This window comes from Pseudolabrys sp. (assembly GCF_050250095.1).
Classification (GTDB): Bacteria; Pseudomonadota; Alphaproteobacteria; order Rhizobiales; family Xanthobacteraceae; genus Pseudolabrys.
The window spans coordinates 217,887-243,512 of sequence record NZ_JBFWPH010000006.1; the positions used below are offsets into that span (position 1 = coordinate 217,887).

Genomic DNA, 25,626 nt, shown 5'->3' on the forward strand with positions numbered 1-25,626 from the left:
CCGCCGAGAAAGCCTAGTTGCTCAGGTGCCAGGTGTTCTGGAGCAGGAAGCCTTCGGACATCCGCTCGGCGCCGTTGTTGTCATCCGCATTGTCGGATGCTTGACGGTCTTTTCGCAACAGCCTCATGCGAAGGGCAAGCGCATTCCGGACGTGCTTGCGTGCCGCCTCGTCCGCGCGTTTTCCATCGCGATCGCGAATGGCTTCGATAATGGCCAGATGCTCGGATCGGGCCTGTTCGATGCTGCCGGGCAGGACGGCCGACGAGTAACGAAGCAGACCCAGCGTATCGATGACGGCATTCAGCGACTGCGTGAGGTAGCGGTTTCGCGCGGCGGCGTAGATAGCGTGATGAAACTCGCTGTTGATGATCGCAAGACGGCCGAGGTCGTCTTTTGCCGCCAGCTCGCTCTCGGCAATTTCCAGGAGATGATCGATCTCCGCGTCCGATGCGAGCCGCGCCGCGAGTTCGGAAGCCGCGCCATCCAGCACCTCGCGCAGGAAGTACAGTTCCAGAAGCTGGTTTTGGTTGAGCTCGGCGACCATCGCGACATGCCGCGGGCCGGCAACCATCAGCCCGTCGGAAATAATGCTCTGGAATGCCTCGCGGACCGGCGTTCGGCTGATGCCAAGCCAGGCCCCGACGTCGCCTTCGCGCAGCCGCTCGCCGGCGGTGAGTTGGCCCGAGCGAATGGCGCCGCGGATCACGCGCGTCGCATATTGCCCGAGCGCCTCACCTTGAAGCTTCTTCGGCGGCGCACCCTTGAGGAGGGCGACGGACGTTCCCTTGGTGCGGGGTGACTTGCTCAATCGACGCTTGCCTCCTGATTCCGGAATGCCCTGATAGTAGCAGTTCCGGGTGGATTTTAGGCCCGCTCGCCGCGGAACAGCGGAGGGAGTAGCGGGTCCGCGATGCCTTGGAAAGCCGGCGGCGCCACGTATTTTTCCACCTTGATCTTTCGCGACGGGAACCGCGTGTTTCTCGCGTGTTCACTGACGAGCCGACCATCCACCATGATCATTGTAATGGCCGGAAGATCGCCTCTCGCCAGACATTCGAGCGCATTATTCACAGACGAATCGATCGGCGTGTGTATCAGCAGGATATCGGCCGGGGCGCCCGGGCGCAGGCGGCCGACATCGAGCTTGTAGGCATCCGCGACGTTGCCTGTTGCAAAGGCCCAGGCCGTCTCCGGCGGGATGCCGATCATCGACGACAGCTCGTAGACCATGCGGAGCATCGCGATCGGAACCACGCCGTGGCTTGTCGGGGTATCCGATCCGATCAGGAGTCTGTTGAGTTCGCCGCGCTCGAGCAGCGTGCGGACCAGCCGGTGCGAAACCGCGGGGTTTCCGGCAAAAATGGTCTCAAGATAGACCTCCGACTGGGTGATCGTTTTCTCGATTTCGTCCCACGGCGCGGCGGTGGAGCCGCCGTTGACGTGCACGAGAACGTCGGGCTCGTAGCGCAGCACGCTTTCCGCCGTCAGGAGCGAGGCCGAGGCCGGAACCGATTTCGGCCCAAAATGAACGGGGATGACCCAGCCGAGGTCGCGGGCCCATTTGACCATCGGGTTGACCTCTTTCGGATCGGTCACGCCGGAGCCGCCGATCTCGGCGACGATCCGGATGCCGGCCTCGTGCATCTCGGCGAAGTCGTCCTTTGTCAGGCCGCTTTCCAGAATCACCGAGCCGCCATGGACCTTGAGTCCGCCGCCCGGCCGGAAGTTCTGGTAGGTGTAGGCCAGCAGCATTGAAAGTGCTTTGGTTCCCTTGGCCGTCTGCGGGCGGCCCTGCAGATAGGGCGAGCCCTGGCTCAGCGCTGTCGTCACGCCGCCGTTGAGCATGCCTTCCAGCGGTCCGAACACGGACTGACGCGGGTTCCAGTCGCCGACGACCAGATGGATATGGGGGTCGATCAGGCCGGGCAGGGCCGTCATCTGGTTGGCGTCGATGATGCCGTCCCGTTCGCCGACCTTGAGGTTGCGCTCGTACCCGATGTCGGTGATGCGTCCGTTGTCGATGAGGATCGCATCGCCCTCGATCCTCGGCTTGGCAAGATCGCCGGTTACGATTGCGCCGATATTCTTGATGATCGTCTTCATCACTGACCTCTCATGCCAACGCTGGCGATAGTTTCTGATTTGCGGATTCGCGAGCTTTGCCGCGTTGCCGGCAGCCGCGCGCGGCTTGCGGGTTCGCCGCATCCATCGGGACGTGAGTTCCTCCGACCATCGCGCAAGCCCTGCGTGCTCTTTTCGGCCACGCATATCGATACGTTGCATGACGCCTAATTGCGAAGCAGAGGAGCACAAATTTTCCTCTTATCTCGGGTATAATTGAGTATACACTAACATGCAATAATACTTTTATAGATACACAAACAGGAGTGAAGGACCATGCCAACGCAGATCAAGCTCGTTCGATCGTTCGCACTCGGTTTGGCGTTTGCCAGCAGCATAGCGTGGCAGGCGTCGGCGCAGACCAAGCCCGATCAAGTGACTTTCGTGCTCAACTGGCTGGCGACCGGCGAGGCCGCCGGCTGGTTCCTCGCTTTGGACAAGGGCTATTTCAAAGAGGCCAATATCGACGTCACCATCATGCGTGGCTTCGGTTCCGGTGATACCGCGAAGCGGGTCGCGGCCAAGCGCGCCGAATTCGGCGTCGCCGACATGGGCTCGGTGATCCTTCAGAGGATCAATGAAGGCATCCGCGTGCGCGGCGTCGGCATGTTCTACGGCCGCGCGCCGCATGCCGTCTTCTTCCGCGAGAAATCGGGATTCAAGACGCCGAAGGACCTCGAAGGCAAGACGATTGCCTGTCCAGCCACCAGCGCCAACAAGCTGATGTTTCCGGCCTTCGCCGCCGGCGCCGGAATCGACGCCAATGCCGTGAAGTGGCGGATCGCCGATCCCACGGTTGCCATCGCGACCTTCGCCGCCGGTCAGGCGGACGCGGTCTGCGAGTTCCTGACCAGCGGCCCGAAGATCGTCGCGCAGACGCCGGACAAGACAACGCACTTCCTCTATGCCGACTACGGCTTCCGCGTTTATGCGAATGCCGTCATCGTCCATGAAGACACCATCAAGGCGAATCCGGATCTGGTGCGCCGCTTCGTCAAGGCGGCGATGCGCGGGCTCGACTATTCGGTCAAGCATCCCGACGAGGCGGTGAAGGCGCTGCTCAAGCACCAGCCCGAGAACAAGCCCGAGCTTTCCGCGTCCGAATGGAAAGTGGCCGCCGGTCTGATCATGACCGACGAAGCGAAGGCCAACGGCGTCGGCTACATGGACCCCGGCAAGATGACGGCCACCTACGACATCGTCACCTCGGCGTTCAAGCTGGACAAGTCCAAGGACGCAGCCGCGAACATCTTCTCCAACGACTACCTGAAGTAAAAACAAACTCCCGGCGCGTAGAAAATGACTCATCAAGCGGAGCCCGCGGCGGTTGACGTGATTGTTACGGGCGGCGTCGTCATCACGATGGATGCCGCCCGCACAATCTATAACGACGGCGCCGTTGCCATCAAAGCCGACAAGATCGTTGCTGTCGGGAAGGCGAGCGACATTTCGCATCAGTTCAAGGGCGCCACCCAGATCGATGCACAGGGCGGCCTGATCATGCCCGGCCTGATCGATGCCCATAATCATCCGGGCCAATATCTTTCGAAAGGTATCGGCGACGATGTCGGCATCCTGCAATGGCTGTATGAGCGGGTTTATCCCTACGAGGCTCATTGCGACGAAGACGATGTCTATCTGAGTTCGCTCGGCAATTTCGTCGAAATGATCCTGAACGGGACGACCTGTTTCTGCGATCCCGGCGGATATCACGAGCATGCGCTTGCCCGCGCCGCGAAGGACATCGGCATTCGCGGGATCCTGTCCCGATCGACCCGCGACCTTCACAGCTCGAGCTATCCGCTGCCCGATAATCTGCGTGAGACCACCGAGCAGGCGATTGAACGTGGTGCCAAACTTGTCGAGCAGTACAAGGATGGCGACTGCCTGCGGGCCTGGTTCTCGCTGCGTGTGCCGTACAACGTGTCCGACGAGCTTTGCGTCGCGGTTCGCGATCTCGCCGAGCGCTATGGCGTCGCGGTCCATTCGCATGTCTGCGCGCAGGACGGCGAAAACGAGATGAGCGTCGAGCGCTGGGGTGTCCGCGTTCTGGAGCGCCTGCGGCAGCTCGATATGCTGAGGCCGAACCTCTATCTGGTCCATATGGGCTGGGTGACCGACGAGGAAATCGGCTGGCTTGCCGAGAACGACGTGAAGGTCGCTCACTGTCCGTCGGCGAGTATGCACGGCGCCTATGGAAACATCTCCCGGGGCACGTTCCCGAAGATGCACAAAGCGGGCGTCAACATCTCGCTCGGTTCCGACTCGGTGACGGCGGGCCGGACTCTGGACATGTTCCGCGTGATGTACCTCGCGGCCTGCGCTCACAAGGATGCGACGCTCGATCCGCACGCTTTCGGCGCTCACGCCGCGCTGGAGATGGCGACGATCAAGGGTGCGCGCGCGATCCTGTGGGACGAGGCCATCGGGTCTCTCGAGGCCGGCAAGAAGGCCGACCTCATCGTCGTCGATACGCGCGCTCCCTGCTGGCATCCGATGGGCGACCCGGTCCGCACGCTGGTTTATTCCGGCGGTGGCGACAGCGTGCGCACCGTCCTCGTGAATGGCCGCGTCATCATGCGCGACCGGGTATTCCCCGGCATCGACATGACCTGGCTCACCGGGGAAATCGAGCAGCGGTCGAAGCGGATCCTCGGTCGCGCCAATATCTCGGTCACATCGGCGTGGCCGCACCTCTAGTCATCGAACAACAGTGGAACAACAGATGCTGAACGAAACGACACCTCAGGCCGGGGCGACAACCGATATCGAATCGGCCTCATATATGGACGAGCTTCCGAAGATCTGGGGCAAGCGGTGGGGTGCGCAGTCCGAAATCGGCCACCTGCGTTCGGTGATGGTGAGCCGGCCGAGCGATAACGAAGCGTCGCCTGAAGTGCGCGACGATCCTCACTTTTTTGCCACGCAGGGTTCGTTTCCGAATCTCGAGCTGATGCGCCGTCAGCACAAAGAGCTGGTGAAGGTGTTGGTCGATTTCGGCAGCGAGGTCGTCTATTTCGATCCGCCGGCGGAAACGATCGGGCCTTATGGCCGGTTGCGCATGCTGTGGGCTCCGGCGTCGGCTTTCGTGATCAATGGCGGCGCCATCATTCCGCGTTACGGCCTGGCGCCGTGGCGCCGCGGCTTCGAGGCGCTGCTCGCGCGCAAGCTCGGCGAACTAGGCTGCCCAATTCTGTGCACGATTCACGGCGACGGCGTTTTCGAACTTGGCGGCAATTGCCAATGGCTCGACCCCAGGCATCTGGTGATCGGCGTCGGAAAGACGACCAACATGGAAGGCGTCCGCCAGGTCTGGTCCGTATTCAAGGATTCCGGCGTGGAAGACATTCACCTCACCACGTTCAAGAACGTCATCCATCTCGATATGGCTTTCGGAATGGCGTCGGACTGGGTCGCGGTGGTCGATCCGCGTTGCCTGGAGCCGCCCTTCCTTGCCTATCTGCGGCGGAAGGGCATCGAGCTGGTCGAGGTCGATCCGGCCGAAGCGGATAATTCCGCCTGCAACACGCTGGTCCTCAAGCCGGGCGTTGTCGTCCTGCCGGCCGGCAACCCGAAGACCGCGAAGGCACTGCGTGAGAGGAATATCGAGGTCATCGAAATCGACATGTCCGAATTCGTGAAGACCGGCGGCGGCCCGCATTGCGCGACCGCCGGTCTCGTCAGGGATCCGGGTCCGCTGTTGACCCGGTAACCGAAGTCGCTGTTGAACACGGTCGATCAGGCAGATTTGCATGCCCCTGCATATCCGCAATGGACTGGTGCTTTCGTCCGCTCACGGTTTGCCGGAGCGGACGGATGTGCTGATCGAGGGGCGGCACATCGCGGCGGTCGGCGTCGATCTTCAGCCTCCGGATGGCGCGGAAAGTCTCGATGCTTCGGGCCGGCTGCTGGTGCCCGGATTTATCAACGCGCATACGCACGGCCGGGAAAATCTGCTGAAAGGCCTCGTCGACAACAGGCCGCTGGAGGAGTGGCTTTTTCAGCTTGCCGCGCTGTCGGACGACCGGACGCCGGAAGATCAGTATGTGTCGGTCGCGTTGGGCGCCATCGAGATGCTCAAACATGGCGTCACGTCTGCCTATGAAGTTTTCACGCATATTCCGGTCGTCGATGCGCCGGTGATCGCGGCTGTCGTCCGCGCCTATAGCGATATCGGGCTCCGGGCCATCGTCGCTCCGGCGGTCTCGGACATTCCGTTTCATCATTCCATTCCGGGTTTGCTCCAGCGGTTGGATTCGGCTTACCGCAGCGAGCTGGACCGGCTGTTCCCGCTCAGGGACGGCCGGCTCGCGCTCGACAGCGTGGCGGAAGCGCTTCCGGTCTGCGAAGGGAACGAGCTGGTCCGGCTCGCGCTTTCGCCGGTCATTCCGGAGCGGTGCAGCCACGAATTTCTCGTCGCCTGCCGCGATTTCGCCGAGAGCCACGACCTGCCGATCCACACGCATCTCCTGGAAACGCGGCTTCAGGCGATCGAGCGCCACCGGCGCGATAATTGCACAACGCCGGAACTGCTCGATCGGCTGGGCCTGCTGACGCCGAAAACGTCGCTGGCGCATGCCGTCTGGGTGACGGATCGGGATATCGAGCTGATCGCTCGCAGAGAATGCGCCGTGATTCACAACCCGCTGAGCAATCTCAAGCTGGGCAGCGGCTTCATGCCCATGAAGAAGATGCGTCAGCAGAACGTGAAGATTGCGATCGGTACGGACGGCTGCGCGAGCGCCGATCACCAGAATATCTTCGAGGCGACGCGCCTTGCGGCCTATATCCACAGGCCCTCCGAGGACGACTACGAGGCGTGGCCGCGCTCCGAGCAGGTTCTTCACGCGGCGTGGGAAGGCGGCGCTCACGCGATGGGGCTCGAGAGCAAGCTCGGACGGATTGCGCCCGGCTATCTGGCGGACATCGCGATCCTGGATATGAACAGCGAGGCATTGACGCCGCTGAACAATGCGACGAACCAGCTGGTATTTTGTGAAAACGGAAACTCGGTCCGCACCGTCATCGTGGATGGCCGTATCGTTCTGGACAACGGCGAGCCGACGCTGGTGAACGCGGACGAGATCAAGGCGCGGGCACGGGAAACCGCGCTTCGCCTGACGCGGAACGCGCGCCGTGCTCAAATTCTGTTGCGGGCTGAGCCGGCCGTTCAGGCGGCCCGTCTCGCAGCCTTCGCTTCACATCGTTGATAGGAGACGTCGTTTGAGTCCGCCAGCCCTATTGAGATGTTCGTCCGTTTCACTCACCTATCAGCTGCGCGACAAAAGCGAGCTTGTCGCATTGCAGTCGATGTCGCTTGACGTTCACGACAAGGAATTCATCGCGATCGTCGGGCGAAGCGGCTGCGGCAAGAGCACTCTTCTCCGCCTCGTTTCAGGCCTTCTGACGCCGACCAGCGGAACAATCGAACTGGGCGGCAAGCCGGTGACAGGCCCCCGTGACGACGTGGGAATCGTGTTTCAAAGCCCCGTTCTTCTTCCTTGGCGCAGTGCGATGGAAAACGTGCTGCTGCCGATCGAATTTCTCAAGAAGGATCCCGTGGAATATCGGGAGCGGGCGAAGGAACTGCTCGCTCTTGTCGGTCTCAAGGGCTTCGAAAACGGCTATCCGCGCTCGCTGTCCGGCGGCATGCAGCAGCGGGTCAGCATCAGCCGCGCGCTGATTTCCGACCCGCGCATCCTGTTGATGGACGAGCCATTCGGCGCGCTGGACGCGATGACGCGGGAGGAACTGTCGTTCGAACTGCTCCGGATCTGGGACGAGCGGAAGAAGACGGTTCTTTTCGTCACTCATTCGATTTCGGAAGCCGTGCTGCTCGCCAGCCGCGTCGTGGTGATGAGCCCGCGTCCGGCGCGCGTCGCCAGGATCATCGACATCAATCTTCCGCGGCCGCGCACGCTGGATATGGAATTCAGCGACGAATTTCGCCGCGCCTCCGATGAAATCCGGGATCTGATCTACAGCAAGAATGAAGGCCAGCCCACATGAACAACAGCGATCGCATCTGGGGACTTCCGGCGTGGGTATTGCCGACGATCGCGATGATCGTGCTGACCGTGCTGTGGGAAGCGATCGTCAAAGGCTTCTCCGTGCCGCTTTACATCATCCCGGCGCCTTCCGACATTTACAAAGCCTCGCTGCATAGCAGCAGCAGCCTTCTCTTCCACACGATGATAACCCTTTATGAAACCATCGTCGGTTTCGCCGTGGCGATTGTGATCGGCGTCGGCCTGGGTGTGCTCCTCATCTGGTCGAGGGTGTTGCGGGAGACCTTTTTTCCGTTGCTGGTGGTCGCGCAGGCCGTTCCGAAAGTGGCGATTGCGCCGGTGTTGCTGATCACGCTTGGTTTCGGCGAGATGCCGAAGATCATCATCGTTTTTCTGGTCTGTTTTTTCCCGATTGTCGTCAGCACGGTGGCGGGACTTGAATCGGCGCCGCGGGAAATCCTCGATCTGGCGCGCTCGATGTCGGCGACAACGGTCGATACGTTCCGCAAGGTGCGCTTTCCCGCCGCGATGCCTCAGATTTTCGTCGGCCTGAAAGTCTCGGTCATTCTCGCCGTGATCGGCGCCATCATCGGCGAGTTTGTCGGCGCCGATCGCGGCCTTGGCTTCCTGATTCTCATCAGCATGTCGCAGGCGGAGACGCCGCTTGCCTTCGGGGCGATCGCGGTGCTGGGCATAGCCAGCATCCTGCTGTTCTACGGCGTCGAATGGCTCGAGCGGGTCGTTATCCCGTGGGCGCAGGATTGACGCCGGAAAGACTGAAGTCGGAAAGCTTGACGCCGCGACGCTGAAAAGCGCCGCCGTCGCAGCCGGCCGGCTTGCGCGGCGGCCGCCTTACTCGTCGAGCGGGGCGGGGCTTTGCAGCGCGCGCGCCCTGAGCAGTTCCGCGATCTCGAGGCCGGTCCCGGCGACATGGCGCTCGATCAATCTGGTCGCGCCGCGAACGTCGCCGGTGATCGTCGCCTCGAGGAGGGCGCGATGCTCGTAGCGATCTTCGTCCATCGTTCCGACAAGCGTCGCTTCCAGACGCAGATAGCGTTCCGCGGCGTCGATGTGCTGGCCGATCAGCCGGAGCAGGCGGCTGCCGGCGCCGGCATACAACGAAAGATGAAAATCGCGATGCAGGTCCGACGATGCGTCGGGCTTCGCCTGTGCCTGTTCGAGAGCGGCAAGCGCGTCGGCCGCCGCTTTCTTCTTGGTGTCATCCATCGCCGGGATCGAGCGGCGCAAGGCGAGCGCTTCCAGGGAGGCGCGGATGTCGAAGATTTCCGCCGCGTCGTCCGGATCGAGCGGGGCGACGAACGATCCGCGGTTCGGCCGTGCAATGACAAGTCCTTCGGCCTCGAGCGAGCGGATCGCCTCGCGGACCGGCATGCGGCTGACGCCGTATGTCGCGGCAATGTCGTCCTGCCGGACCAGCGAATGTGCGGGGATGCTCCCCTGCAGGATCGCGGAACGCAGGTTCTCCAGAATCCACGCGGCGGTGGTGGTCGGACGGGATGCCAGCTTTTCGTTCATGGAAGGATCATGGATCAACAGGTGGCGTCCATTTGCACGTTGGCTGCCGATTTTTCAAGCAATGGCGTTCCCGGAGAGGTTCGTTCGGGAGTTTAGCGATCGCGCAAAGTACCCGATTCGTCGGCTCAACCCTTCGTCCTCCCGGTGGAAAGACCTCCGGTTTCGCGTTGCATCATTCGGAGGCGGAACTTCTCACGGTTCGGGGTTGGCAATCTAACATTTTTGATCCATGATCCAAGATAATTCGGATGGAGAAGCGCTGAAGCGCGTCGCCCGCCGAAAGCCGGACGTAGAAGCCAGAACGCAGCGATATTCGTGGAGGAACCTATGAAGACCAATTTGCTGACCAGGATGCTGAAACTGGTCCCGTTGGCGCTTATCGGCGCCATGTCCAGCGCATCCGCCGCCGACAAGGTCACGTTCGTGACCGATTTCGGTTATCTCGGCCGTCACGCCTATTATTTCGTGGCCTTGGACAAGGGCTACTACAAGGACGCCAACCTCGACGTGAACATCGTTCGCGGGCAGGGCTCGAGCGACGCCATCAAGCAGGTTGCTGCCGGATCGGCCCAGATCGGATTTGCCGACACCGCGACGCTGGTCCTGTCCCGTGCGAACGACAAGGTGCCGGTCAAGCTCGTCGCCATGGTCTATTACAAGGCGCCGCACGCGATCTTCGCTCTGAAGGATTCGGGCATCAAAACGCCCAAGGATCTCGAGGGCCGTACGGTCGCGGACGCCGCCGCCAGCTCGATTCCGCGCATGTTCGGCGCCTACGCCAAGGCTGCCAAGATCGACGGCAGCAAGGTGAAGTGGAGCGTCGTGGCGAGCGATGCGATCCCGGCCACGCTCGCGCTCGGCCGTGCCGATGCGGTCGGCTACTACACCATCAGCGAAGCCCTGCTGAAGAAGGCGGTCGGCTCCAAAGAGCTGGTCAAGCTGGTTTACGCCGACGCCGGCATGGACTTCTACAGCAACGGCATCATCGCTTCCGAAGAGGTGATCAAGTCGCAGCCCGACGTCGTCAAACGTTTCGTCGCCGCGACGCTTCGCGGTCTGAAGGACGCCATCGCCGATCCGGAAGGCGCGGCCAAGATCCTGAACAAGCATCACCGTCAGATCGAAGTCGACATCGGAACGGCCGAGATGAAGGCCGTTGCCGGGCTGGTTCAGTCGCCTGCCGACAAGATCGGCACCATCGAGGAGGCTCGCATGAAGAGCACCGTCGATCTGGTGAGCGAGGCGTTCAGCCTGAAGAACCCGGTCTCCCCGTCTGATGTCTACGCGCCTGGCTTCGTCGCCAAGCCGTAATCTTGACGCAGCGGGCGAGGGGCCTCCCAACTTCGCCCGCTGCGTCTCGTATTTCCCAGCGCAGGCCCGGTCGTTCGGCCTATGATCGACCGAGATGCGCGGACATGTGACATAAGAACATCAGGATTGTTTGATGCCTTCATCGCTTCGCAACCTGCACGTCGTGCCGAACGAGCCGGCTTCCAAGCACAGCACGGCCGGCGTCGTCGAAAAGATCAAAATTCAGGGTCTTCACAAGACTTACTTGACGAAGACCGGCCGCACGGTCGCGCTGCAGAACGTCGATCTCACCATCGGTGGTGACGAGTTTATCGCGCTCGTCGGTCCCTCCGGCTGCGGAAAGTCAACCCTGCTGCGTCTCATCAGTGCGCTGATCAAGCCCTCGAAGGGCAAGCTCTTCATGGACGGCAAGCCGATTGTCGGCCCAAGCCATGACGTCGGCATCGTGTTCCAGCAGGCGGTTCTGCTGCCGTGGCGCAACGTGCTCGATAACGTCCTGCTGCCGGCCGAGATCCTTGGCATCGACATGAAGAAGGCGAGAGAACGCGCACACCAGTTGCTCGAACTGGTCGGCCTCAAGGGCTTTGAAATGCGCGGTCCGCACGAGCTTTCGGGCGGCATGCAGCAGCGCGCGGCGATCTGCCGGGCGTTGATTCACAATCCGTCCGTGTTGCTGATGGACGAGCCGTTCGCCGCGCTCGACGCCTTGACGCGTGAGGAGCTCGGCTTCGAGTTGCTGCGCATCTGGGCGGTCGAGAAGAAGACGATTATTTTCGTCACGCACAACATTTCCGAGGCGATCCTGCTGTCGGATCGCGTCGTCGCGATGTCGCCGCGGCCCGGCCGTATCTCGGAGATTGTCGAGGTCGATCTGCCGCGGCCGCGCACGATCGACATGGAATTCACGCAACAGTTCAAGAGCTACTCGGATCGGGTCCGGGCGGTCATTGGTCATTGAGGCACACGATGTCGGAACAAACCGTCGCGCAAGCTGAGGACGACTTCGAAGATGAAGTCATCGCAGAGTCCTCCTGGCTCAAGGAAAGCATCGCGCCGCTGCTGACATTCGCCGGCCTGCTGCTGATATGGGAAGCGGTAACGGTCTATTTCCAGCTTCCGGGCTGGCTGCTTCCGGCGCCGTCGGCAATCGGCGTCGCCTTCGTCGACTGGTGGCAGGACCTTTGGGTCCATACGCTGGTGACGCTCTATGAAACGCTGGTCGGCTTTGCGCTGTCGATCGTGCTCGCCGTTCCGCTCGCGGTAGCCGTCGTTTATTCCCCGATCCTGCGCAAGAGCATCTATCCGATCCTGCTTGCCATGCAGTCGGTGCCCAAGGTCGCAATTGCGCCGCTGCTCGCGCTATGGATCGGGTTCGGCGCGCTGCCGAAGATTCTGGTGGTTTTTCTCGTCTGCTTCTTTCCGATCATCGTTGCGACGGCGACCGGGCTCGCCTCGGTGCCGACGCCGGTGATGGACCTGATCCGTTCGTTGTCTGCCAATCAGCTGCAGACTTTCATCAAGATCCGCTTCCCGACGGCGATGCCGCACATCTTCGTCGGCCTGAAGATCGCCATCACCTTCGCGGTGATTGGTGCGGTGATCGGCGAGTTCGTCGGATCGGAGTCCGGTCTCGGCTATCTGATCCTGGTGTCGTCGTCACAGGCGCGCACGCCGGTTGCGTTCTCCGCGCTGCTTCTGCTCACCATCATGAGTATCATCCTCTACTACGCAATCGAGTTGATCGAGCGGATCGCGGTTCCGTGGGCGACCCGGACCTGAAACGGCTGAGAGTACGAACAGCGAGGACTGCGCGATGAATGCGATGACAAAGGGCGCCTGGAAGCCGACCACCCCGCGCGAAGTGCGGCAGGGGTGTCGCACCGGCTACACCGGCTACACGGCGGGTCTCGCACCGGGATATGTGCAGGCCAATATCTGCATTCTGCCGAAGGCATGGGCGGACGACTTCCTGCTGTTCTGCCAGCGCAATCCCAAGCCCTGTCCGCTCCTCGACCAGTCGGATGTCGGCAATCCGCGCCTGCCGAGCCTTGGCGACGATCTCGATATCCGCACCGACGTGCCGCGCTATCACATCTTCCGCGATGGCGTGTTTGTCGAAGAAGTGACCGACATCTCGTCCTACTGGCAGGACGATCTCGTCACCTTCGCGCTCGGCTGTTCGTTTTCGTTCGAGGAGACGCTGCAGGATGCCGGCATTCCGTTGCCCTTCCTGGATAAGGGCAGTGTCGCGGGCGTTTATGTCTCCGATTTGCCGACCCAGCCGGCGGGGCGTTACAGCGCGCCGCTCGTCGTGACGATGCGCGCGTTCAAACCGGCGGATGCCATCCGCGCGATTCAGATCACGTCGCGCTTTCCGAACGTGCATGGCGCGCCGGTGCATATCGGCAGCCCCGAGCAGATCGGCGTCGACCTGTCGAAGCGCTATCAGAATGTGGGAGATGGAACGGTTCGCGAAGGCGAATTGCCGGTCTTCTGGGCCTGCGGTCTTACTCCGCAATTCGCCGTGATGAACGCCAAGCCGCCGCTCTGCATCACGCATGCGCCGTCGTCCATGCTCGTCACCGACCTGCGCAATGCAAGTCTGGCGATGCTGTAGCGCGGCGGACCATGACCGGGGCGAGAATGACAAATTACCGCGACTTTGAGCTGTCGGGTCATTCCGAGGCTGTGGGCGCCAACGGAATGGTTGCGACGTCGCATCCGCTGTCGTCGCTGGCCGCGCTCGACATCCTGCGTGAAGGCGGCAATGCGGTCGATGCCGCCGTTTGCGCGGCGGCTGTGCAGGCTGTGGTCGAGCCGACGCAGACCGGCCTCGGTGGCGATTGCTTTGCGCTCTTGATGCGCGAGAGCGATGCGCGCCCGGTCGCTCTCAACGGTTCCGGCTGGTCGCCCGCGGCCGCCGAACAGTCCTGGTATCGCGAGCGGGGAATGACCGAGATTCCGGTCGAGAGCCCGCATGCCGTGACGGTGCCCGGCTCGGTTGCCGCCTGGGCGCGCCTGATCGCCGATCACGGGCGCTTGCCGTGGGAGCGTGTTCTGCAGCGCGCGATCACTTTGGCTGAGGACGGCGCCTGCATCCCCGAGCGGCTGGCGCGCGATTGGGGCCGGCAGGTCGGCAAGCTGCGGCGCAACGCGGCGGCTTCGTCGCTGTTCCTGTTCGACGGCGAACCGCCGCTGCCGGGGGCGCTGCATCGCCAACCCGCTCTGGCCCAGACGCTTCGGACCCTGGCGAAGCGGGGGTCGGAGGCATTCTACCAAGGCGAGATCGCCGAGCGCCTCGTTGAAACGCTGCGCGAGCAGGGCGGGTTGCATCGGGTCGAAGATTTTGGCGAATTTGCACCGGAATACGTCGAGCCGATCTCAACCACCTACCGCGACTACGAATTGTGGGAATGTCCGCCTAACGGCCAGGGCATCGTCCCGATGCTGATGATGAAGGGACTTGAAGGTTTCAACATCTCGTCCTGGCCGTCTTCGAGCGTCGAACGCTTTCACTTGCAGGCTGAGTTCGCGCGGCTTGCCTATGCGGAGCGCGACGCGTTCATTGCCGATCCCAAAACCGGAAAGGTTCCGGTCGACTGGCTGCTGTCCGACCGTCATACGGCCGAGATGCGCCGTCGCGTGTCGTTGACGAGGCGCATGCCGGAAGCCGACACCATCCCGCAGCGGCCGCACAGCGACACCGTTTTCATCACGGTGGTCGATCGCGACCGCACGGCGGTGGCTTTGATCAATTCGATCTTCGAGGATTTCGGTTGCGGCATCGCCTGTCCGCATACCGGCGTCATCTTCCATAACCGTGCGTCGTCCTTCGTCGTCGAGGAAGGTCATCCGAACGTTATCGCGGGGCGCAAGCGGCCGATGCACACCATCATCCCCGGCATGCTGACCAGGAACGGCAAAGCCGTGATGCCATTCGGCGTGACCGGCGCGCACTTTCAGCCGATCGGCCAGGCGCAGGTGCTGGTGAATGTCGTCGATTACGGCCTCTCGGTGCAGGCGGCGATCGATCATCCACGGATATTTGCGCGCGGCGAGAGTTTCGAGGTCGAGGGCACGGTGCCTGAGCCTGTCGTAAAAGGCCTGCGCGATCTGGGACACCCGGTCACGCGCGCGGCAAGTCCGCTCGGCACTGCGCAGGCCATCTGGATCGAACGCGAGCGGGGCATTTTGCGGGGTGGCGCCGACGGCCGTCGCGACGGACTTGCACTGGGATACTGAGCGCACGCGGCGCGTTACGCGAAACGAGTTAGACGAGATTTGAAGAGAGCAAAGAAATGACCGTACTGGAATCCAGCGACTTCCAACTCACCGGTAATCAGCGGCTGTCGCGGACGGCATCCTATGACGCGGACGGTCGCGCCGACATTCTCAGCAATCGCGCTTTCGAGGTCGCGCGGAGCGAGATCACGTCCTGGACCGGCTATCAGGAAACGCCGTTGCGGGGGCTGCCCGGTCTCGCGCGGGCGCTCGGGATTGGACAGCTTCATTACAAGGACGAAGGCGGCCGTTTCGGCATCGGCAGCTTCAAGGCGCTCGGCGGCGCCTATGCGGTGTTCCGTCTGCTGCAGAAGGAGATCGAGGGCGCGACCGGAAAACATGTGCACGCAGCTGAAATCCTGTCGGGGGCTTGCAAGGACATCACCTCGCGCCTGACCGTCACCTGCGCGACAGATGGCAATCACGGCCGCTCGGTGGCCTGGGGCGCGCAGATGTTCGGCTGCCGTTGCGTGATCTATGTGCATGCCGGCGTGAGCGACGGACGTTGCAAGGCGATCGCGCAATACGGTGCGGAGGTCCGGCGCGTGCCCGGCAATTATGATGATGCCGTGCGGCAAGCCGATCAGGACGCGAAGAAGAGCGGCTGGTTCGTCGTTTCCGATACGTCTTATGAGGGCTATGTCAGCGTGCCTCGCGACGTCATGCAGGGCTACAGCATCATGGTGGACGAGGCGCTGCGGCAACTGCCGGCGCCGCCGACTCATGTGTTCGTACAGGGCGGCGTTGGCGGGCTCGCTGCGTCGGTGTGCGCGCATCTGTGGCAGCGCTACGGCGACCGCCGTCCGGTCTATGTCGTTGTCGAGCCGGAAAAGGCCGATTGCCTCTATCGCAGTGCGGTCGCCGGCAAGCCGGTTGTCGTGCACGGTTCGCTCGATACCATCATGGCAGGGCTGGCATGCGGGGAGGTTTCGCTGATCGCCTGGAAGATTTTGCAGCCGGGCACCGACGCCTTCATGACAGTGACCGACGAGGCGGCCGCGGAAATGATGCGTATCCTGGCGGACGGCCGCTATGGCGATGCGCCCATCGTCTCCGGTGAATCGGCGGTCGCGGGGCTCGTCGGTTTGGCGTTGGCCGCGACTGATCGCGAAGCGCAAGCGAAGCTCGGCCTCGGCCCGGACAGCGTCGCGCTTGTGTTCGGGACCGAAGGGGCGACCGACCAGGATGTTTATCGCCAGATCGTCGGCCGGTCAGCGGAACAGGTTTGCGCAGCAGCGTAAGCGCGAGGGGATCATGGCTGTCACACCGGAGTTTCTCGCCAACATCGATCGCGAGATCGTCGCGGAGCGCGAGACACTCGTTGATCTCTGCGCGCGGCTAGTCACCGCCCCGAGCGCCAGCCCGCCGGGCCGCACCGTCGAGGTGGCGCGGATCGTGCAGAATTTCCTCAAGCAGGGCGGGATCGCGACCGATGTCGTCGCGGAAGACCCGGACGCGCCGAATCTTGTCGGCCACGTCGGCGAGGGGCGCGGACGTCACGTTGTGTTTAACGCGCATATGGATACGATGCAGCCGGGCGACGAAAGCCGCTGGACCGTTCCGCGATATGAGCTAACCCGCAAGGACGGCCGCCTGTATGGGCTCGGCATGGGTAACATGAAGGGCGCGCTGGCGAGCATGTGCGTGGCGAGCGTCGTGCTCGCGCGTCATCGCGCTGAATTGCCCGGCCGCTTCACGATGACGGCGGTGTGCGACGAGGTGATGTTCGGCGAGCGCGGCGCGGTCTTTCTCCTCAAGGCGCGGCCGGATGTGCATGGCGAATATCTCATCAGCGGCGAGGGACCAGGCTTCATGCATCTTGCCCCGGCGGAAAAAGGGCTGCTTTGGCTCGACATCGAGGTGTCGGGCGACGGCGGGCACTCCTCGAAGGCGCTGCGCGGGCAGACAGCGGCCGTAAAGCTCGCCGGTCTGCTGTCGAAGATCGACGAGATCAACGACATGTACGCGACGATCGCGCCGGAAATTCAGGGCATTTCGGGCGGCGAGGGCAATACCGGCCTGCGCGTCTCGCTCAACGCCGGTACGGTCGCTGCAGGCGGTGTCCGCAGTCTTGTGGCGACCAGGGCCTGCGCTGAGATCGACGTCCGCTTGCCGCCGGGCGTCACCGGCGCGGAGATCGAGCGGCGCGTGCGCGACGCTGCGGGCAGCGATCCAGCGATTACCATAAAAGCTGTGAAATTCTGGGACGCAAACTGGACGTCGCTGTCCGATCCGCTGGTACGTGAACTGGCCGAGGCTGTGACGACTGTACGCGGCAGCAAGCCGGAATTTGTCGTGCGCTTGCCCGGCAGCGATGCGCGCCGCTGGCGCGATCTTGGCGTTCCGGCGGCCTGCTACGGTCCGCAGCCGCTTCTGTCGGCGGGCGTTGACGATTACGCCAACGAGCAGGATGTGCTCGACTGCGCGCGCGTTTATGCGCGGGCTTGCCTTCGCTTGATGGGCTAGGCGCGTTTCTCAGGACAGCAGGATGCGTTCCGGGTCGAGGCTGCGCAGCAGGCGCAGTTCGTCCGCAGTCGGTGGCTCGGTGATCGACATATCTCGATCGAACAGCAGTTCGAACCCGGTGTGGTCCTGTACGTTCTGCTTCGTGACGCCCGGATTGAGCGCACGGACCGTCATACGTTTCGTTTCGTCATCGAAGCCGAGCACGGCGAGATCGGTGATGACGCGGAAAGCGCCGCCTTCGCTGAGGCCGCTCGCGCGTCGCGCGTCGCGGCCGGCAAGCCAGCCGGGGCTGGTCACGAAATCGACCCGTTCGACGAAGCGCCGCTTCTCGTGCTTGATCGACACGATGAGGTTGGTCAGGCTCGCGATGTCGTTGCCGCCGCCGCTGCCCGGCAGCCGGACGGCGGCCTTGTCGCCCGTTCCGTTGATCAGCGAGCTGTTGAGGTTGCCGTATTGGTCGATCTGGGCGCCGCCCATGAAGCCGACATCGACATAGCCGCGCTGCATCAGGAGCAAGACCTCCGAGCTGCCGAGCACCATGTTGGAACGCTTGGCGCCGCGCTGATCGTTGGTCGATGGGGGCAGGCGGCCCGGCTCGACCGATGCGCCGACGACGCCGCCCTCGAAGAGAATTGTCAGGCCGGGACAGTGCGAGCGTTGCGCAAGAACCGCAGCGAGCAGCGGAATCCCGATGCCGGCAAAGACGACCTGTCCATCCTTCAGCTCCCGCGCGCTCAGCACCGAGAGCAGTTCGGATTCCGTATAGGCCTCAGTCATTCAGCACGCTCCGCCCGCGGCGCGCGGCTTCCAGCAGCTCGTCCATGCCGAGCCGGTTGAGATAGTCGTTCCACGACGACGGCGCGTGGACGTATTCGTCAAGATAGGTCTTCAGCCCGCCGACCGGGTCCTTGTTCACGAGGCCGGTGTAATAGTTCATGTGGTTCATCAGCGGCTCGTAAACGCCGTAGCATTCATGTGGTGCGGAGCCGAACGGCACCTCGACCACCGCCTCGACGCAGAAAAACGGAATCTTGGTCTGGTCCGGCGCCCGGCGGATCTGGTCGTTCGAGACGATGCGTTCCGTGGTCAGGATCACGCGGTCGGCGGCCATCGCAAGGTCGACATCCATGAATTGCAGGCCGTCGATCTGTGCATTGCCGTAAGCGTCGCAGCGGTTGACGTGGATGATCGCAAGGTTCGGATTCAACGCCGGCACCAGCAGCATCTTCTCCCCGGTGAACGGGCAGGAGATCTCGCGCGCCTCGGGACGAATCTTGACGATATCGGAGCCGAGCATCGGCCGCATCGGCATGAAGGGCACGCCCATCGCGCCGGCGCGTAGCCGCATGCCGATCGCGAGGTGGCTCCACTCCTCGAAGGTCGCCTGACCGGTCTCGACGTGGTGGCGCAGCACCTTTGAAACGCCCCACATGATGCCCTGGCTGAACCAGCTCGTGACGACATGCCGGCTCAGCCTCGAGCCGAGCAGGAGATCGCCCTCGCTGGTGGTGATGGGGCGAACGCAGGTGAGATCGCGGCGGCCGGCGCGGATGAGCTGCCAGATCATCGCCATGGGGGTGCGCGACATCATGCTGCCGCCGATGCCGACCGTCTCGCCGTCCGCGACGAGCTTCGCCGCGTCTTCGAGCGACATCACCTTGTCCCGCAGGCTCCGATCGCGCTGCGCAATCGTCTTTCTAAGCTGCGGATAGGGCCGCACGTTCGTCGTCATGGATGTCCTTCACGGCCGTGCGCCGGGCCGTGACAGCGGTGGCGATGGGGCATTTGCCATCCTGCTATCGGGCTGCGGCAATTTCAACACCGCCTGAATAATTTCGTATAATTTAGTATACAAAAAATTCAGCCTCTGGCAAAGTCACCTTCAGCAAGACCGACAGCGCCGGCCGCATGCCGGAAAGGAGAGGAACGCGATGATTCCGAAAACGATGAAGGCCGCGATCTACAACGAGTATGGCGGGCCGGAAGTGCTGAAATATTCGGACGTTCCGGTCCCCACCCTGGGCCGGGAAGAGGCTCTGGTGAAGGTTCATGCCGTCGGCCTCAACGGCTACGATCTGATGGCGCGCGCCGGTCGCTACAAGCCCAACAAGGGAAAATTCCCCCACATTCTCGGCGGTGACTTCGGCGGCGAGCTGGTGGCGCTCGGCGACGAGGCTTCGACCGACGTGCCGATCGGAACCCGTGTCACGAGTTGGTGGGTCGTTCCTTGCGGCCGCTGCGACCAGTGCATGCAGGGCTTTCCCAACCGCTGCTCGCGCAACTATCGCTATCTCGGCGCGCATCTGCCGGGTGCTTACGCGCAGTACATCAAGCTGCCGGCACACCACTTGATCCCGCTGCCGGACAGCGTGAGCTACGAGCAGGCCGCCGCCTTCCCCAATGCGTTCGGCACGGCGTGGCACATGATCGTCGCTCGCGGCAAAGTGCGGCCCGGCGAAACCGTTCTCGTCAATTCCGCAAGCTCGGGCGTGAGCATGGCGGCGATCCAGATCTGCAAGAACCTCGGCGCTTACGTTTATGCGTCGTCGAGTGCGGACTGGAAGCTCGAGAAGGCGAAGGAGCTGGGCGCCGACGAGGTCATCAACTACAACGAAACCGATTTCGTCGAGGAAATCCTCAAGCGCACCAAGAAGCGCGGCGTGGACGTGGTCATCGAGCACGTCGGCGGCGACTTCCTCGGCAAGTCGATCCGCTGTCTGACCCGCGGCGGCCGTGTCGTTACCGTCGGCGGCACGAAGTCGTATCAGTGCGATATCGAGGTGCAGTACATCTTCCACAAGGAACTGCAGATCGTCGGTTCGAACAGCGCGACCAAGCAGGATCTCGAGGCGATGATGCCGATGCTCGGCAGCGGCAAGCTGAAAACCGTCATTGATCGCGTGTTCCCGCTGCAGGAAGCCGCGCAGGCGCACACTTATCTGGAAGCCGCAAAGCAGTTCGGCAAAGTCCTGCTGAAGGTCGAGCACTGATCGAACGGGCCGGCCGGGCCGTGCAGGGAGAACCATGATGCGCGATATCCAACCTCTTGTGGCGCCGCGCTCGATCGCCGTGATCGGCGCTTCGACGAACGCCACGAAATCGGGCGGCATTCTGTTCAGCAACCTTCGCGAGGGCGGCTTTGCCGGGCCGCTCTACCCGATCAATCCCAGAGCGCCGGACGTAATGGGTTTGAAAGCCTATCCCGATCTCAAGTCGGTTCCCGAGCAGGTCGATCTCGTCTATATCGTCCTGCCGAGCCAGCATATGGAAGCGGCGATTCAGCAGTGTATCGAGGCGAAGGCCCGCGCTGCCTGCATCATCACGGCGGGCTTCTCGGAGTCAGGTCCAGCCGGCAAGGCGCTCGAGGACAAGATCCGCGATGCGGCCAAGCACGCCGGCCTGCTGCTCGCAGGCCCGAACACGATCGGCATGGTGAATGTCGATTGCGGGATGATGGGCAGCTTCGTGAATTTCCCGCACTGGGAAAAGGGCGGCATCTCACTCTTTACCCAGACCGGGATTTTCACCGGCGCGCTGATGCGTCAGGTGATGGACTCCGACGTGCAGCGGTTGCCGATCTCGAAGAGCATCGACGTCGGCAACAAGATCGACGTCGATGAAGTGGATTTTCTCGATTTCGCCGCCGACGATCCGGAGACAAAGGTCATCGGCTTTTATATTGAGAGCATCCGTAACCTGCCGGTCTTCGTGGAAAAGGCGCGCGCCCTGCGGGGCCGCAAGCCGATTGTCATGCTGAAGCCGGGCCGCACGGCTCCGGGTAAGATTGCATCGGCCGGGCACACCGGCTCGCCGCCGTCGGACGATGCGGCCGTCGAGAAGGCGTTGCGCGACACCGGGATTCTCCGGGTCGAGGACGAGGACGATTTCGTTGGCGTTCTGCGCGCGCTCGCGATGCTCCCGCCGGCAAAGGGCCGGCGCGTCGGCATCGCGACCACCAGCGGCGCGCTGGGTGTCATCGCGACCGATCTCGTCACCGATTACGGGCTCGAGCTTGCGTCGTTCGAGCCTGCGACGCTGAAGAAGATGGCGACGATCTTCCCCGACTGGCTGACGCCCGCCAATCCCTACGACTTCTGGATCGGAATCGATGTCGTGGGCGCGCAAGAGGCTCATGAAACCGGCCTGAGCGCGGTGTTCGAGGATCCGAATGTCGATCTGGTGCTGTGCACGCTACTGGCGCCACCCAATGCCGATTTCCCGGAGATGGGCGAACTGCTGCGGGCGTTGCGGCGCAAGCACGACAAGCCGGTCGCGCTGGTGATCTATGGCAGTGCCGGTGGGCGCTGGACCAAAGAAGTCGAGGGCGCGGGCATCCCGGTCTTTGCGACGGTCAGGGCCGGCGCGCGGGCGCTTGCAATGGTGGCTAACGCCACGCTGTAAGCGCCGTGTTCCGCTGTTCCGGAAATCTATCGCTGTGCACGATGCGGGTGGTAGAATAGATTGATTGATAGGCGAATCCGACGGTTCGCCCGTGACGGAGCGGATGTTTCAGCGCGCGTCCGTGCCGGTAGACAACGACTGAATAGCCAGGGCGACAACCGACTGTGACGCGGCCTCGAAAGAAAAGTGGCGAACGAAAAGCCGAGCCGCGGCCGTCGCCCTTCGATGTCATCGCGAAGCAGCGCTCGGGAGAAGGGCTCGGCGATTTTGCCGCCCGCGTCCTGCGTGACGGGATTAGAGGCGGCGGCATCCTGCCCGGCGAGCATCTTCGGGAAGCAGACGTTGCGCGCTGGCTCGGCATCAGCCGGACGCCGGTCCGTGAGGCATTCCACCGGATTGTGTCCGAGGGTCTTCTCGTCACCGGGCCGTGGAACGGGGCCATGGTGGTCGAGCTGGATCAGCAGCGACTCGTGGAACTGTATGCGGTTCGCGAGGCGCTCGAGGGCGCGGCCGCGAGCCTCGCAGCGCAACACGCGTCGAAGGCCGAAATCCAGAACCTGTTCAGCATCGCTGAGAGCGAAGAAGCCGCAAGGAACGATGAGGACAAACTTGTCCTGATCAATGCCGATCTGCACCAGGCGATCTACAGCGCGACGCACAATCGCTATCTTCTGCAGTCACTGAATGCCATCGCCGACACGCTCGGACTGCTGCGCCACTCTACCTTTGTCATTCCCGGCAGCGCCGACCAGGCGCGCAAGGAGCATCTCGATATCCTGCGCGCGATCCGCGACGGCAACGCCGCCAAGGCCGAGAAGGCCGCGCGGTTACATGTGAGCAATGCGCTCGCATTTCGCCTGGAGCTGCTGCGGCGCGGCACTGAAACAAAGTCTCTGGCTATCGCGCGATAGTCACATAACGCCCGGCGGACATCCGTTATTTGACGATTGTGAAGCGCGCTGCTTGCCGCGCCGGTCAGCCATTTCCCGTCTGCAATTAGTCGCATCGTAAAACCCGCGGGTGGCCGCCGCGCTTGACAGCCAAATTCGTATAAAACAGTATACAAATTAATACCAACAGCCGCCGCGATTGAGCGGAGCCGACGGGATCGCCCAATGCTGTCAGTAACGCTGTCCTGCGGAAACTACGACCGCACCCGTGCGATCATGGATGGCCGCGTGCGGATCGAGGGCTGCGAGATCAATTACATTCCGCTCGAGCCGGAGGAGGCGTTCTTCCGCGCCGCGCGGTACGAGGAATTCGATATCGCGGAGCTGTCGTTCAACAGCTACATCCTGCAAACCTCGCGCGGCGAAAGCCGTTACATCGGAATCCCCGCCTTCGTATCGCGTTGTTTCCGCCATTCGATGATCTATGTCCGGACGGATCGCGGTATTCGCGAGCCCGCCGATCTCAAAGGCAAGCTCGTCGGCGTGCCGGAATATCAGATGACCGCGCTGGTCTGGATGCGTGGCGCTCTGGAAGAGCAGTACGGCGTCAAGCCGTCGGATATCCATTGGCGCAGCGGTGGCCAGGAGCAGCCGGGCCGTCAGGAGCGGGCGCGCATCAATCTGCCGAAGGATATCGATCTGCAGCCGATTCCCGCGGGCCAAACGCTGTCCGCGATGCTGGCGGAAGGCAAGCTCGATGCCGTGATGACGGCGCGCGCACCGTCCTGCTTCCACAACGAGGCGCCGAATGTCGACCGCCTGTTTCCCAATCATCGCGACGTCGAGAAGGATTATTACCGCAAGACCGGCCTGTATCCGATCATGCACCTGATCGGTATCAAAAAGAGTCTCGTCGAGCGCAATCCCTGGCTGCCGGCGAGCGCGCTCAAGGCATTTGCGCAGGCGAAGGCGGCGGCGATGTATGACCTGCGGACGCTCGCCGCGCCGAACCTCATGCTGCCGTGGACCGAGGCCGAAACGCTCGAGACCATGACGCTGATGGGCAAGGACTTCTGGCGCTATGGCGTCAAGGAGAACATGGCCGAGATCGAAACGCTCGCGCGCTATTCGCATGCGCAAGGGCTGGCGGAACGCATCGTTCCGGCCACTGAACTGTTCGCGGCATCGACTTTCGAGGTGTCGCGAATCTGAACTTCGAACTGAAGCGGCGGCGCAACGGTCAGCTTGCGCCGGGAGTGACACCGAGAACAGGAGTCGACGATGCCATACGTATCGAAACGCTTTCTGAAGTACGCCGCCGCGGTTCTCAGCGCGACCTTCCTGTCCGCCGCGCCGGCGATATCAGCCGACAAGGTGAACATCATCACCGATGCCGGCTTCCTCGGCAGGCATGCCTATTACTTCGTCGCCATTCAAAAAGGCTACTACAAGGCTGAGAATCTGGAGGTGAACGTCGTTCGCGGGCAGGGCTCGGCCGACGGCATCAAGCAGGTTGCCGCCGGTAACGCCACGTTCGGCTTCGCGGACGCCGGTTCCGCCGTGCTCGGCCGCGCCAACGACAACCTGCCGGTTCGTGTCGTCGCGATCGTTTACGCCAGGGCACCGCACGCGATTTACGCGCTGAAAGGTTCAGGCATCGAAAAGCCCAAGGATCTGGAAGGGCGGCGCATCGCCAACCCGGCCGGCGGCGCCATTCCAAAGCTGTTCCCGGCCTATGCCAAGGCTGCACATATCGACGAGAGCAAGGTCAACTGGGTTGTCGCCTCGAGCGAGTCGCTGCCCGGCCTGCTCGCGCTCGGGCGCGTCGATGCGATCGGTCAGTTCACGGTCGGTGAGCCGCGGCTGAAAAAGGACGCGGCGCCAAAGGAGCTTGTGGAACTCACCTATTCGGACGCCGGCCTCGACTTTTACAGCAACGGCATCGTCGCGAGCGAAACCACCCTGAAGAACAATCCCGATCTCGTGAAACGGTTTGTGCGTGCCACTCTGAAGGGCCTGAAGGATACGCTGGAGAATCCCGCGGAGGCCGCCAAGATCATGCAGCAGGCGCATCGCGAGTTGGACGTCGGGATTGCGGAAGGTGAGATCGTGAAGGTGCGCTCGCTTGCGACCGTTCCCGGAACGCCGCTCGGCCACATCGATCCCAAGCGCGCGCAGAGCACGATCGACGTGGTCAAAAGCGCTTTCTCGATGAAGCACCCCGTCACCGTACAGGACGTGTTCGACACGCGATTTGTCGAATAGGAATGTCGACGCGCGGAGGAAAGGCCGTCCGCGGGCCGTCAGTATTCTCAAGGAAGTGAATTGAGCGAGGAAGTGGGTAGGGTGATCCGGCACGTCCTGTTAGAATCTCCATTTTAATGAAGGTCCTTATCGAGAGCCAGTCCGGCGTGGGCTCTTCCAAATCCGGGAAAACAGCGCATATTGCGGAGGCTTTTGTTCGACGCCGCACCCGGAGCAGAAATTGGACGTCCTTGAGATCCGCAAGCCCGACGACTGGCACGTTCACTTCCGCGACGGCGAGGTTCTGAAGGCGGTCGTCAACTACACGGCCTCGTGCTTCGGCCGCGCCATCGTGATGCCGAACCTGG

The 25,626-nt window shown here is 62.6% G+C and carries 23 protein-coding genes; 18 read left to right on the plus strand and 5 right to left on the minus strand.

The window, feature by feature from the left end; translation table 11 throughout:
* Nucleotides 1-13: 13 nt before the first annotated feature.
* Together AB7F10_RS17730 and AB7F10_RS17735 are read right to left on the minus strand one after the other, a co-directional pair.
* On the minus strand, nucleotides 14-808 hold the full coding sequence (locus tag AB7F10_RS17730; protein WP_428563043.1) for a GntR family transcriptional regulator: 795 nt from the start codon (nucleotides 806-808) through the stop codon (nucleotides 14-16).
* Nucleotides 809-864: 56 nt separating this feature from the next.
* A complete protein-coding gene (locus AB7F10_RS17735) occupies nucleotides 865-2,103 on the minus strand; it encodes an amidohydrolase family protein (protein ID WP_428563041.1) in 1,239 nt (412 codons plus the stop codon).
* A gap of 294 nt (nucleotides 2,104-2,397) precedes the next feature.
* On the opposite strand from AB7F10_RS17735, the gene AB7F10_RS17740 reads away from it, so the two are divergent.
* From AB7F10_RS17740 to AB7F10_RS17765, 6 genes are all read left to right on the plus strand, one after another.
* The gene (locus AB7F10_RS17740) at nucleotides 2,398-3,396 is read left to right on the plus strand and encodes an ABC transporter substrate-binding protein (protein ID WP_428563039.1); all 999 of its coding nucleotides are present in this window, start codon (nucleotides 2,398-2,400) and stop codon (nucleotides 3,394-3,396) included.
* Between the two features lie 57 nt (nucleotides 3,397-3,453).
* Nucleotides 3,454-4,821 (plus strand): amidohydrolase family protein, encoded by a 1,368-nt coding sequence (locus AB7F10_RS17745; RefSeq protein WP_428563037.1) that lies wholly within the window; start codon nucleotides 3,454-3,456, stop codon nucleotides 4,819-4,821.
* An 85-nt stretch (nucleotides 4,822-4,906) separates the two neighbouring features.
* Nucleotides 4,907-5,833 carry a dimethylarginine dimethylaminohydrolase family protein gene (locus AB7F10_RS17750; RefSeq protein ID WP_428563035.1) on the plus strand — a complete coding sequence of 309 codons (927 nt, stop codon included), beginning with the start codon at nucleotides 4,907-4,909 and terminating at the stop codon, nucleotides 5,831-5,833.
* Nucleotides 5,834-5,873: 40 nt separating this feature from the next.
* Nucleotides 5,874-7,331 carry an amidohydrolase family protein gene (locus AB7F10_RS17755; protein ID WP_428563033.1) on the plus strand — a complete coding sequence of 486 codons (1,458 nt, stop codon included), beginning with the start codon at nucleotides 5,874-5,876 and terminating at the stop codon, nucleotides 7,329-7,331.
* A complete protein-coding gene (locus AB7F10_RS17760) occupies nucleotides 7,258-8,130 on the plus strand; it encodes an ABC transporter ATP-binding protein (RefSeq protein ID WP_428563031.1) in 873 nt (290 codons plus the stop codon). Before AB7F10_RS17755 ends, AB7F10_RS17760 begins: the two co-directional genes overlap by 74 nt.
* Before the next feature lie 38 nt (nucleotides 8,131-8,168).
* Nucleotides 8,169-8,894: an ABC transporter permease gene (locus AB7F10_RS17765; protein ID WP_428563029.1), complete on the plus strand. Its 726-nt coding sequence runs from the start codon at nucleotides 8,169-8,171 to the stop codon at nucleotides 8,892-8,894.
* Nucleotides 8,895-8,981: 87 nt separating this feature from the next.
* On the opposite strand, the gene AB7F10_RS17770 is transcribed toward AB7F10_RS17765, so the two are convergent.
* On the minus strand, nucleotides 8,982-9,665 hold the full coding sequence (locus AB7F10_RS17770) for a GntR family transcriptional regulator (protein ID WP_428563027.1): 684 nt from the start codon (nucleotides 9,663-9,665) through the stop codon (nucleotides 8,982-8,984).
* A 327-nt stretch (nucleotides 9,666-9,992) separates the two neighbouring features.
* Between AB7F10_RS17770 and AB7F10_RS17775 the strand changes: the two genes are divergently transcribed.
* The 7 genes from AB7F10_RS17775 to AB7F10_RS17805 all read left to right on the plus strand — a co-directional run bounded on the left by AB7F10_RS17775 (nucleotide 9,993) and on the right by AB7F10_RS17805 (nucleotide 17,723).
* Complete coding sequence (locus AB7F10_RS17775; protein ID WP_428563025.1) at nucleotides 9,993-10,976, plus strand: ABC transporter substrate-binding protein; 984 nt, start codon at nucleotides 9,993-9,995, stop codon at nucleotides 10,974-10,976.
* Between the two features lie 133 nt (nucleotides 10,977-11,109).
* Nucleotides 11,110-11,934 (plus strand): ABC transporter ATP-binding protein, encoded by an 825-nt coding sequence (locus tag AB7F10_RS17780; RefSeq protein WP_428563023.1) that lies wholly within the window; start codon nucleotides 11,110-11,112, stop codon nucleotides 11,932-11,934.
* Nucleotides 11,935-11,942: 8 nt separating this feature from the next.
* Nucleotides 11,943-12,755 (plus strand): ABC transporter permease, encoded by an 813-nt coding sequence (locus tag AB7F10_RS17785; protein ID WP_428563021.1) that lies wholly within the window; start codon nucleotides 11,943-11,945, stop codon nucleotides 12,753-12,755.
* A gap of 34 nt (nucleotides 12,756-12,789) precedes the next feature.
* Nucleotides 12,790-13,593, plus strand: a complete 804-nt coding sequence (locus AB7F10_RS17790) for a putative hydro-lyase (protein WP_428563019.1) — start codon at nucleotides 12,790-12,792, stop codon at nucleotides 13,591-13,593.
* Between the two features lie 86 nt (nucleotides 13,594-13,679).
* Complete coding sequence (locus tag AB7F10_RS17795; protein WP_428563017.1) at nucleotides 13,680-15,218, plus strand: gamma-glutamyltransferase family protein; 1,539 nt, start codon at nucleotides 13,680-13,682, stop codon at nucleotides 15,216-15,218.
* 56 nt (nucleotides 15,219-15,274) lie between these two features.
* Nucleotides 15,275-16,498: a diaminopropionate ammonia-lyase gene (locus AB7F10_RS17800; RefSeq protein ID WP_428563015.1), complete on the plus strand. Its 1,224-nt coding sequence runs from the start codon at nucleotides 15,275-15,277 to the stop codon at nucleotides 16,496-16,498.
* Between the two features lie 13 nt (nucleotides 16,499-16,511).
* On the plus strand, nucleotides 16,512-17,723 hold the full coding sequence (locus AB7F10_RS17805; RefSeq protein WP_428563013.1) for a M20 family metallopeptidase: 1,212 nt from the start codon (nucleotides 16,512-16,514) through the stop codon (nucleotides 17,721-17,723).
* Between the two features lie 9 nt (nucleotides 17,724-17,732).
* Here AB7F10_RS17805 and AB7F10_RS17810 read toward each other — a convergent pair whose 3' ends face one another.
* Together AB7F10_RS17810 and AB7F10_RS17815 are read right to left on the minus strand one after the other, a co-directional pair.
* Entirely contained in the window at nucleotides 17,733-18,500 is a 768-nt protein-coding gene (locus AB7F10_RS17810) for a CoA-transferase subunit beta (RefSeq protein ID WP_428563011.1), read from the minus strand.
* A complete protein-coding gene (locus tag AB7F10_RS17815; RefSeq protein WP_428563009.1) occupies nucleotides 18,493-19,455 on the minus strand; it encodes a CoA transferase subunit A in 963 nt (320 codons plus the stop codon). Before AB7F10_RS17815 ends, AB7F10_RS17810 begins: the two co-directional genes overlap by 8 nt.
* Nucleotides 19,456-19,654: 199 nt before the next feature.
* On the opposite strand from AB7F10_RS17815, the gene AB7F10_RS17820 reads away from it, so the two are divergent.
* The 5 genes from AB7F10_RS17820 to AB7F10_RS17840 all read left to right on the plus strand — a co-directional run bounded on the left by AB7F10_RS17820 (nucleotide 19,655) and on the right by AB7F10_RS17840 (nucleotide 25,279).
* Nucleotides 19,655-20,713, plus strand: a complete 1,059-nt coding sequence (locus AB7F10_RS17820; protein ID WP_428563007.1) for a zinc-binding dehydrogenase — start codon at nucleotides 19,655-19,657, stop codon at nucleotides 20,711-20,713.
* 34 nt (nucleotides 20,714-20,747) lie between these two features.
* A complete protein-coding gene (locus AB7F10_RS17825; RefSeq protein WP_428563005.1) occupies nucleotides 20,748-22,124 on the plus strand; it encodes an acetate--CoA ligase family protein in 1,377 nt (458 codons plus the stop codon).
* A gap of 164 nt (nucleotides 22,125-22,288) precedes the next feature.
* The gene (locus AB7F10_RS17830) at nucleotides 22,289-23,035 is read left to right on the plus strand and encodes a GntR family transcriptional regulator (RefSeq protein ID WP_428563003.1); all 747 of its coding nucleotides are present in this window, start codon (nucleotides 22,289-22,291) and stop codon (nucleotides 23,033-23,035) included.
* Nucleotides 23,036-23,239: 204 nt separating this feature from the next.
* Entirely contained in the window at nucleotides 23,240-24,226 is a 987-nt protein-coding gene (locus tag AB7F10_RS17835) for an ABC transporter substrate-binding protein (protein WP_428563001.1), read from the plus strand.
* 69 nt (nucleotides 24,227-24,295) lie between these two features.
* Entirely contained in the window at nucleotides 24,296-25,279 is a 984-nt protein-coding gene (locus AB7F10_RS17840; RefSeq protein ID WP_428562999.1) for an ABC transporter substrate-binding protein, read from the plus strand.
* Nucleotides 25,280-25,626 lie beyond the last annotated feature (347 nt).

Bases quoted from the DNA above. Each gene is read 5' to 3' on its own strand.
- AB7F10_RS17775 (WP_428563025.1), top strand. From the start codon at position 9,993: ATGAAGACCAATTTGCTGACCAGGATGCTGAAACTGGTCCCGTTGGCG.
- AB7F10_RS17815 (WP_428563009.1), bottom strand. From the start codon at position 19,455: ATGACGACGAACGTGCGGCCCTATCCGCAGCTTAGAAAGACGATTGCG.
- AB7F10_RS17780 (WP_428563023.1), top strand. From the start codon at position 11,110: ATGCCTTCATCGCTTCGCAACCTGCACGTCGTGCCGAACGAGCCGGCT.
- AB7F10_RS17785 (WP_428563021.1), top strand. From the start codon at position 11,943: ATGTCGGAACAAACCGTCGCGCAAGCTGAGGACGACTTCGAAGATGAA.
- AB7F10_RS17770 (WP_428563027.1), bottom strand. From the start codon at position 9,665: ATGAACGAAAAGCTGGCATCCCGTCCGACCACCACCGCCGCGTGGATT.
- AB7F10_RS17835 (WP_428563001.1), top strand. From the start codon at position 23,240: ATGCTGTCAGTAACGCTGTCCTGCGGAAACTACGACCGCACCCGTGCG.
- AB7F10_RS17825 (WP_428563005.1), top strand. From the start codon at position 20,748: ATGATGCGCGATATCCAACCTCTTGTGGCGCCGCGCTCGATCGCCGTG.
- AB7F10_RS17840 (WP_428562999.1), top strand. From the start codon at position 24,296: ATGCCATACGTATCGAAACGCTTTCTGAAGTACGCCGCCGCGGTTCTC.
- AB7F10_RS17740 (WP_428563039.1), top strand. From the start codon at position 2,398: ATGCCAACGCAGATCAAGCTCGTTCGATCGTTCGCACTCGGTTTGGCG.
- AB7F10_RS17805 (WP_428563013.1), top strand. From the start codon at position 16,512: ATGGCTGTCACACCGGAGTTTCTCGCCAACATCGATCGCGAGATCGTC.
- AB7F10_RS17820 (WP_428563007.1), top strand. From the start codon at position 19,655: ATGATTCCGAAAACGATGAAGGCCGCGATCTACAACGAGTATGGCGGG.
- AB7F10_RS17795 (WP_428563017.1), top strand. From the start codon at position 13,680: ATGGTTGCGACGTCGCATCCGCTGTCGTCGCTGGCCGCGCTCGACATC.
- AB7F10_RS17750 (WP_428563035.1), top strand. From the start codon at position 4,907: ATGGACGAGCTTCCGAAGATCTGGGGCAAGCGGTGGGGTGCGCAGTCC.
- AB7F10_RS17790 (WP_428563019.1), top strand. From the start codon at position 12,790: ATGAATGCGATGACAAAGGGCGCCTGGAAGCCGACCACCCCGCGCGAA.
- AB7F10_RS17755 (WP_428563033.1), top strand. From the start codon at position 5,874: ATGCCCCTGCATATCCGCAATGGACTGGTGCTTTCGTCCGCTCACGGT.
- AB7F10_RS17735 (WP_428563041.1), bottom strand. From the start codon at position 2,103: ATGAAGACGATCATCAAGAATATCGGCGCAATCGTAACCGGCGATCTT.
- AB7F10_RS17800 (WP_428563015.1), top strand. From the start codon at position 15,275: ATGACCGTACTGGAATCCAGCGACTTCCAACTCACCGGTAATCAGCGG.
- AB7F10_RS17810 (WP_428563011.1), bottom strand. From the start codon at position 18,500: ATGACTGAGGCCTATACGGAATCCGAACTGCTCTCGGTGCTGAGCGCG.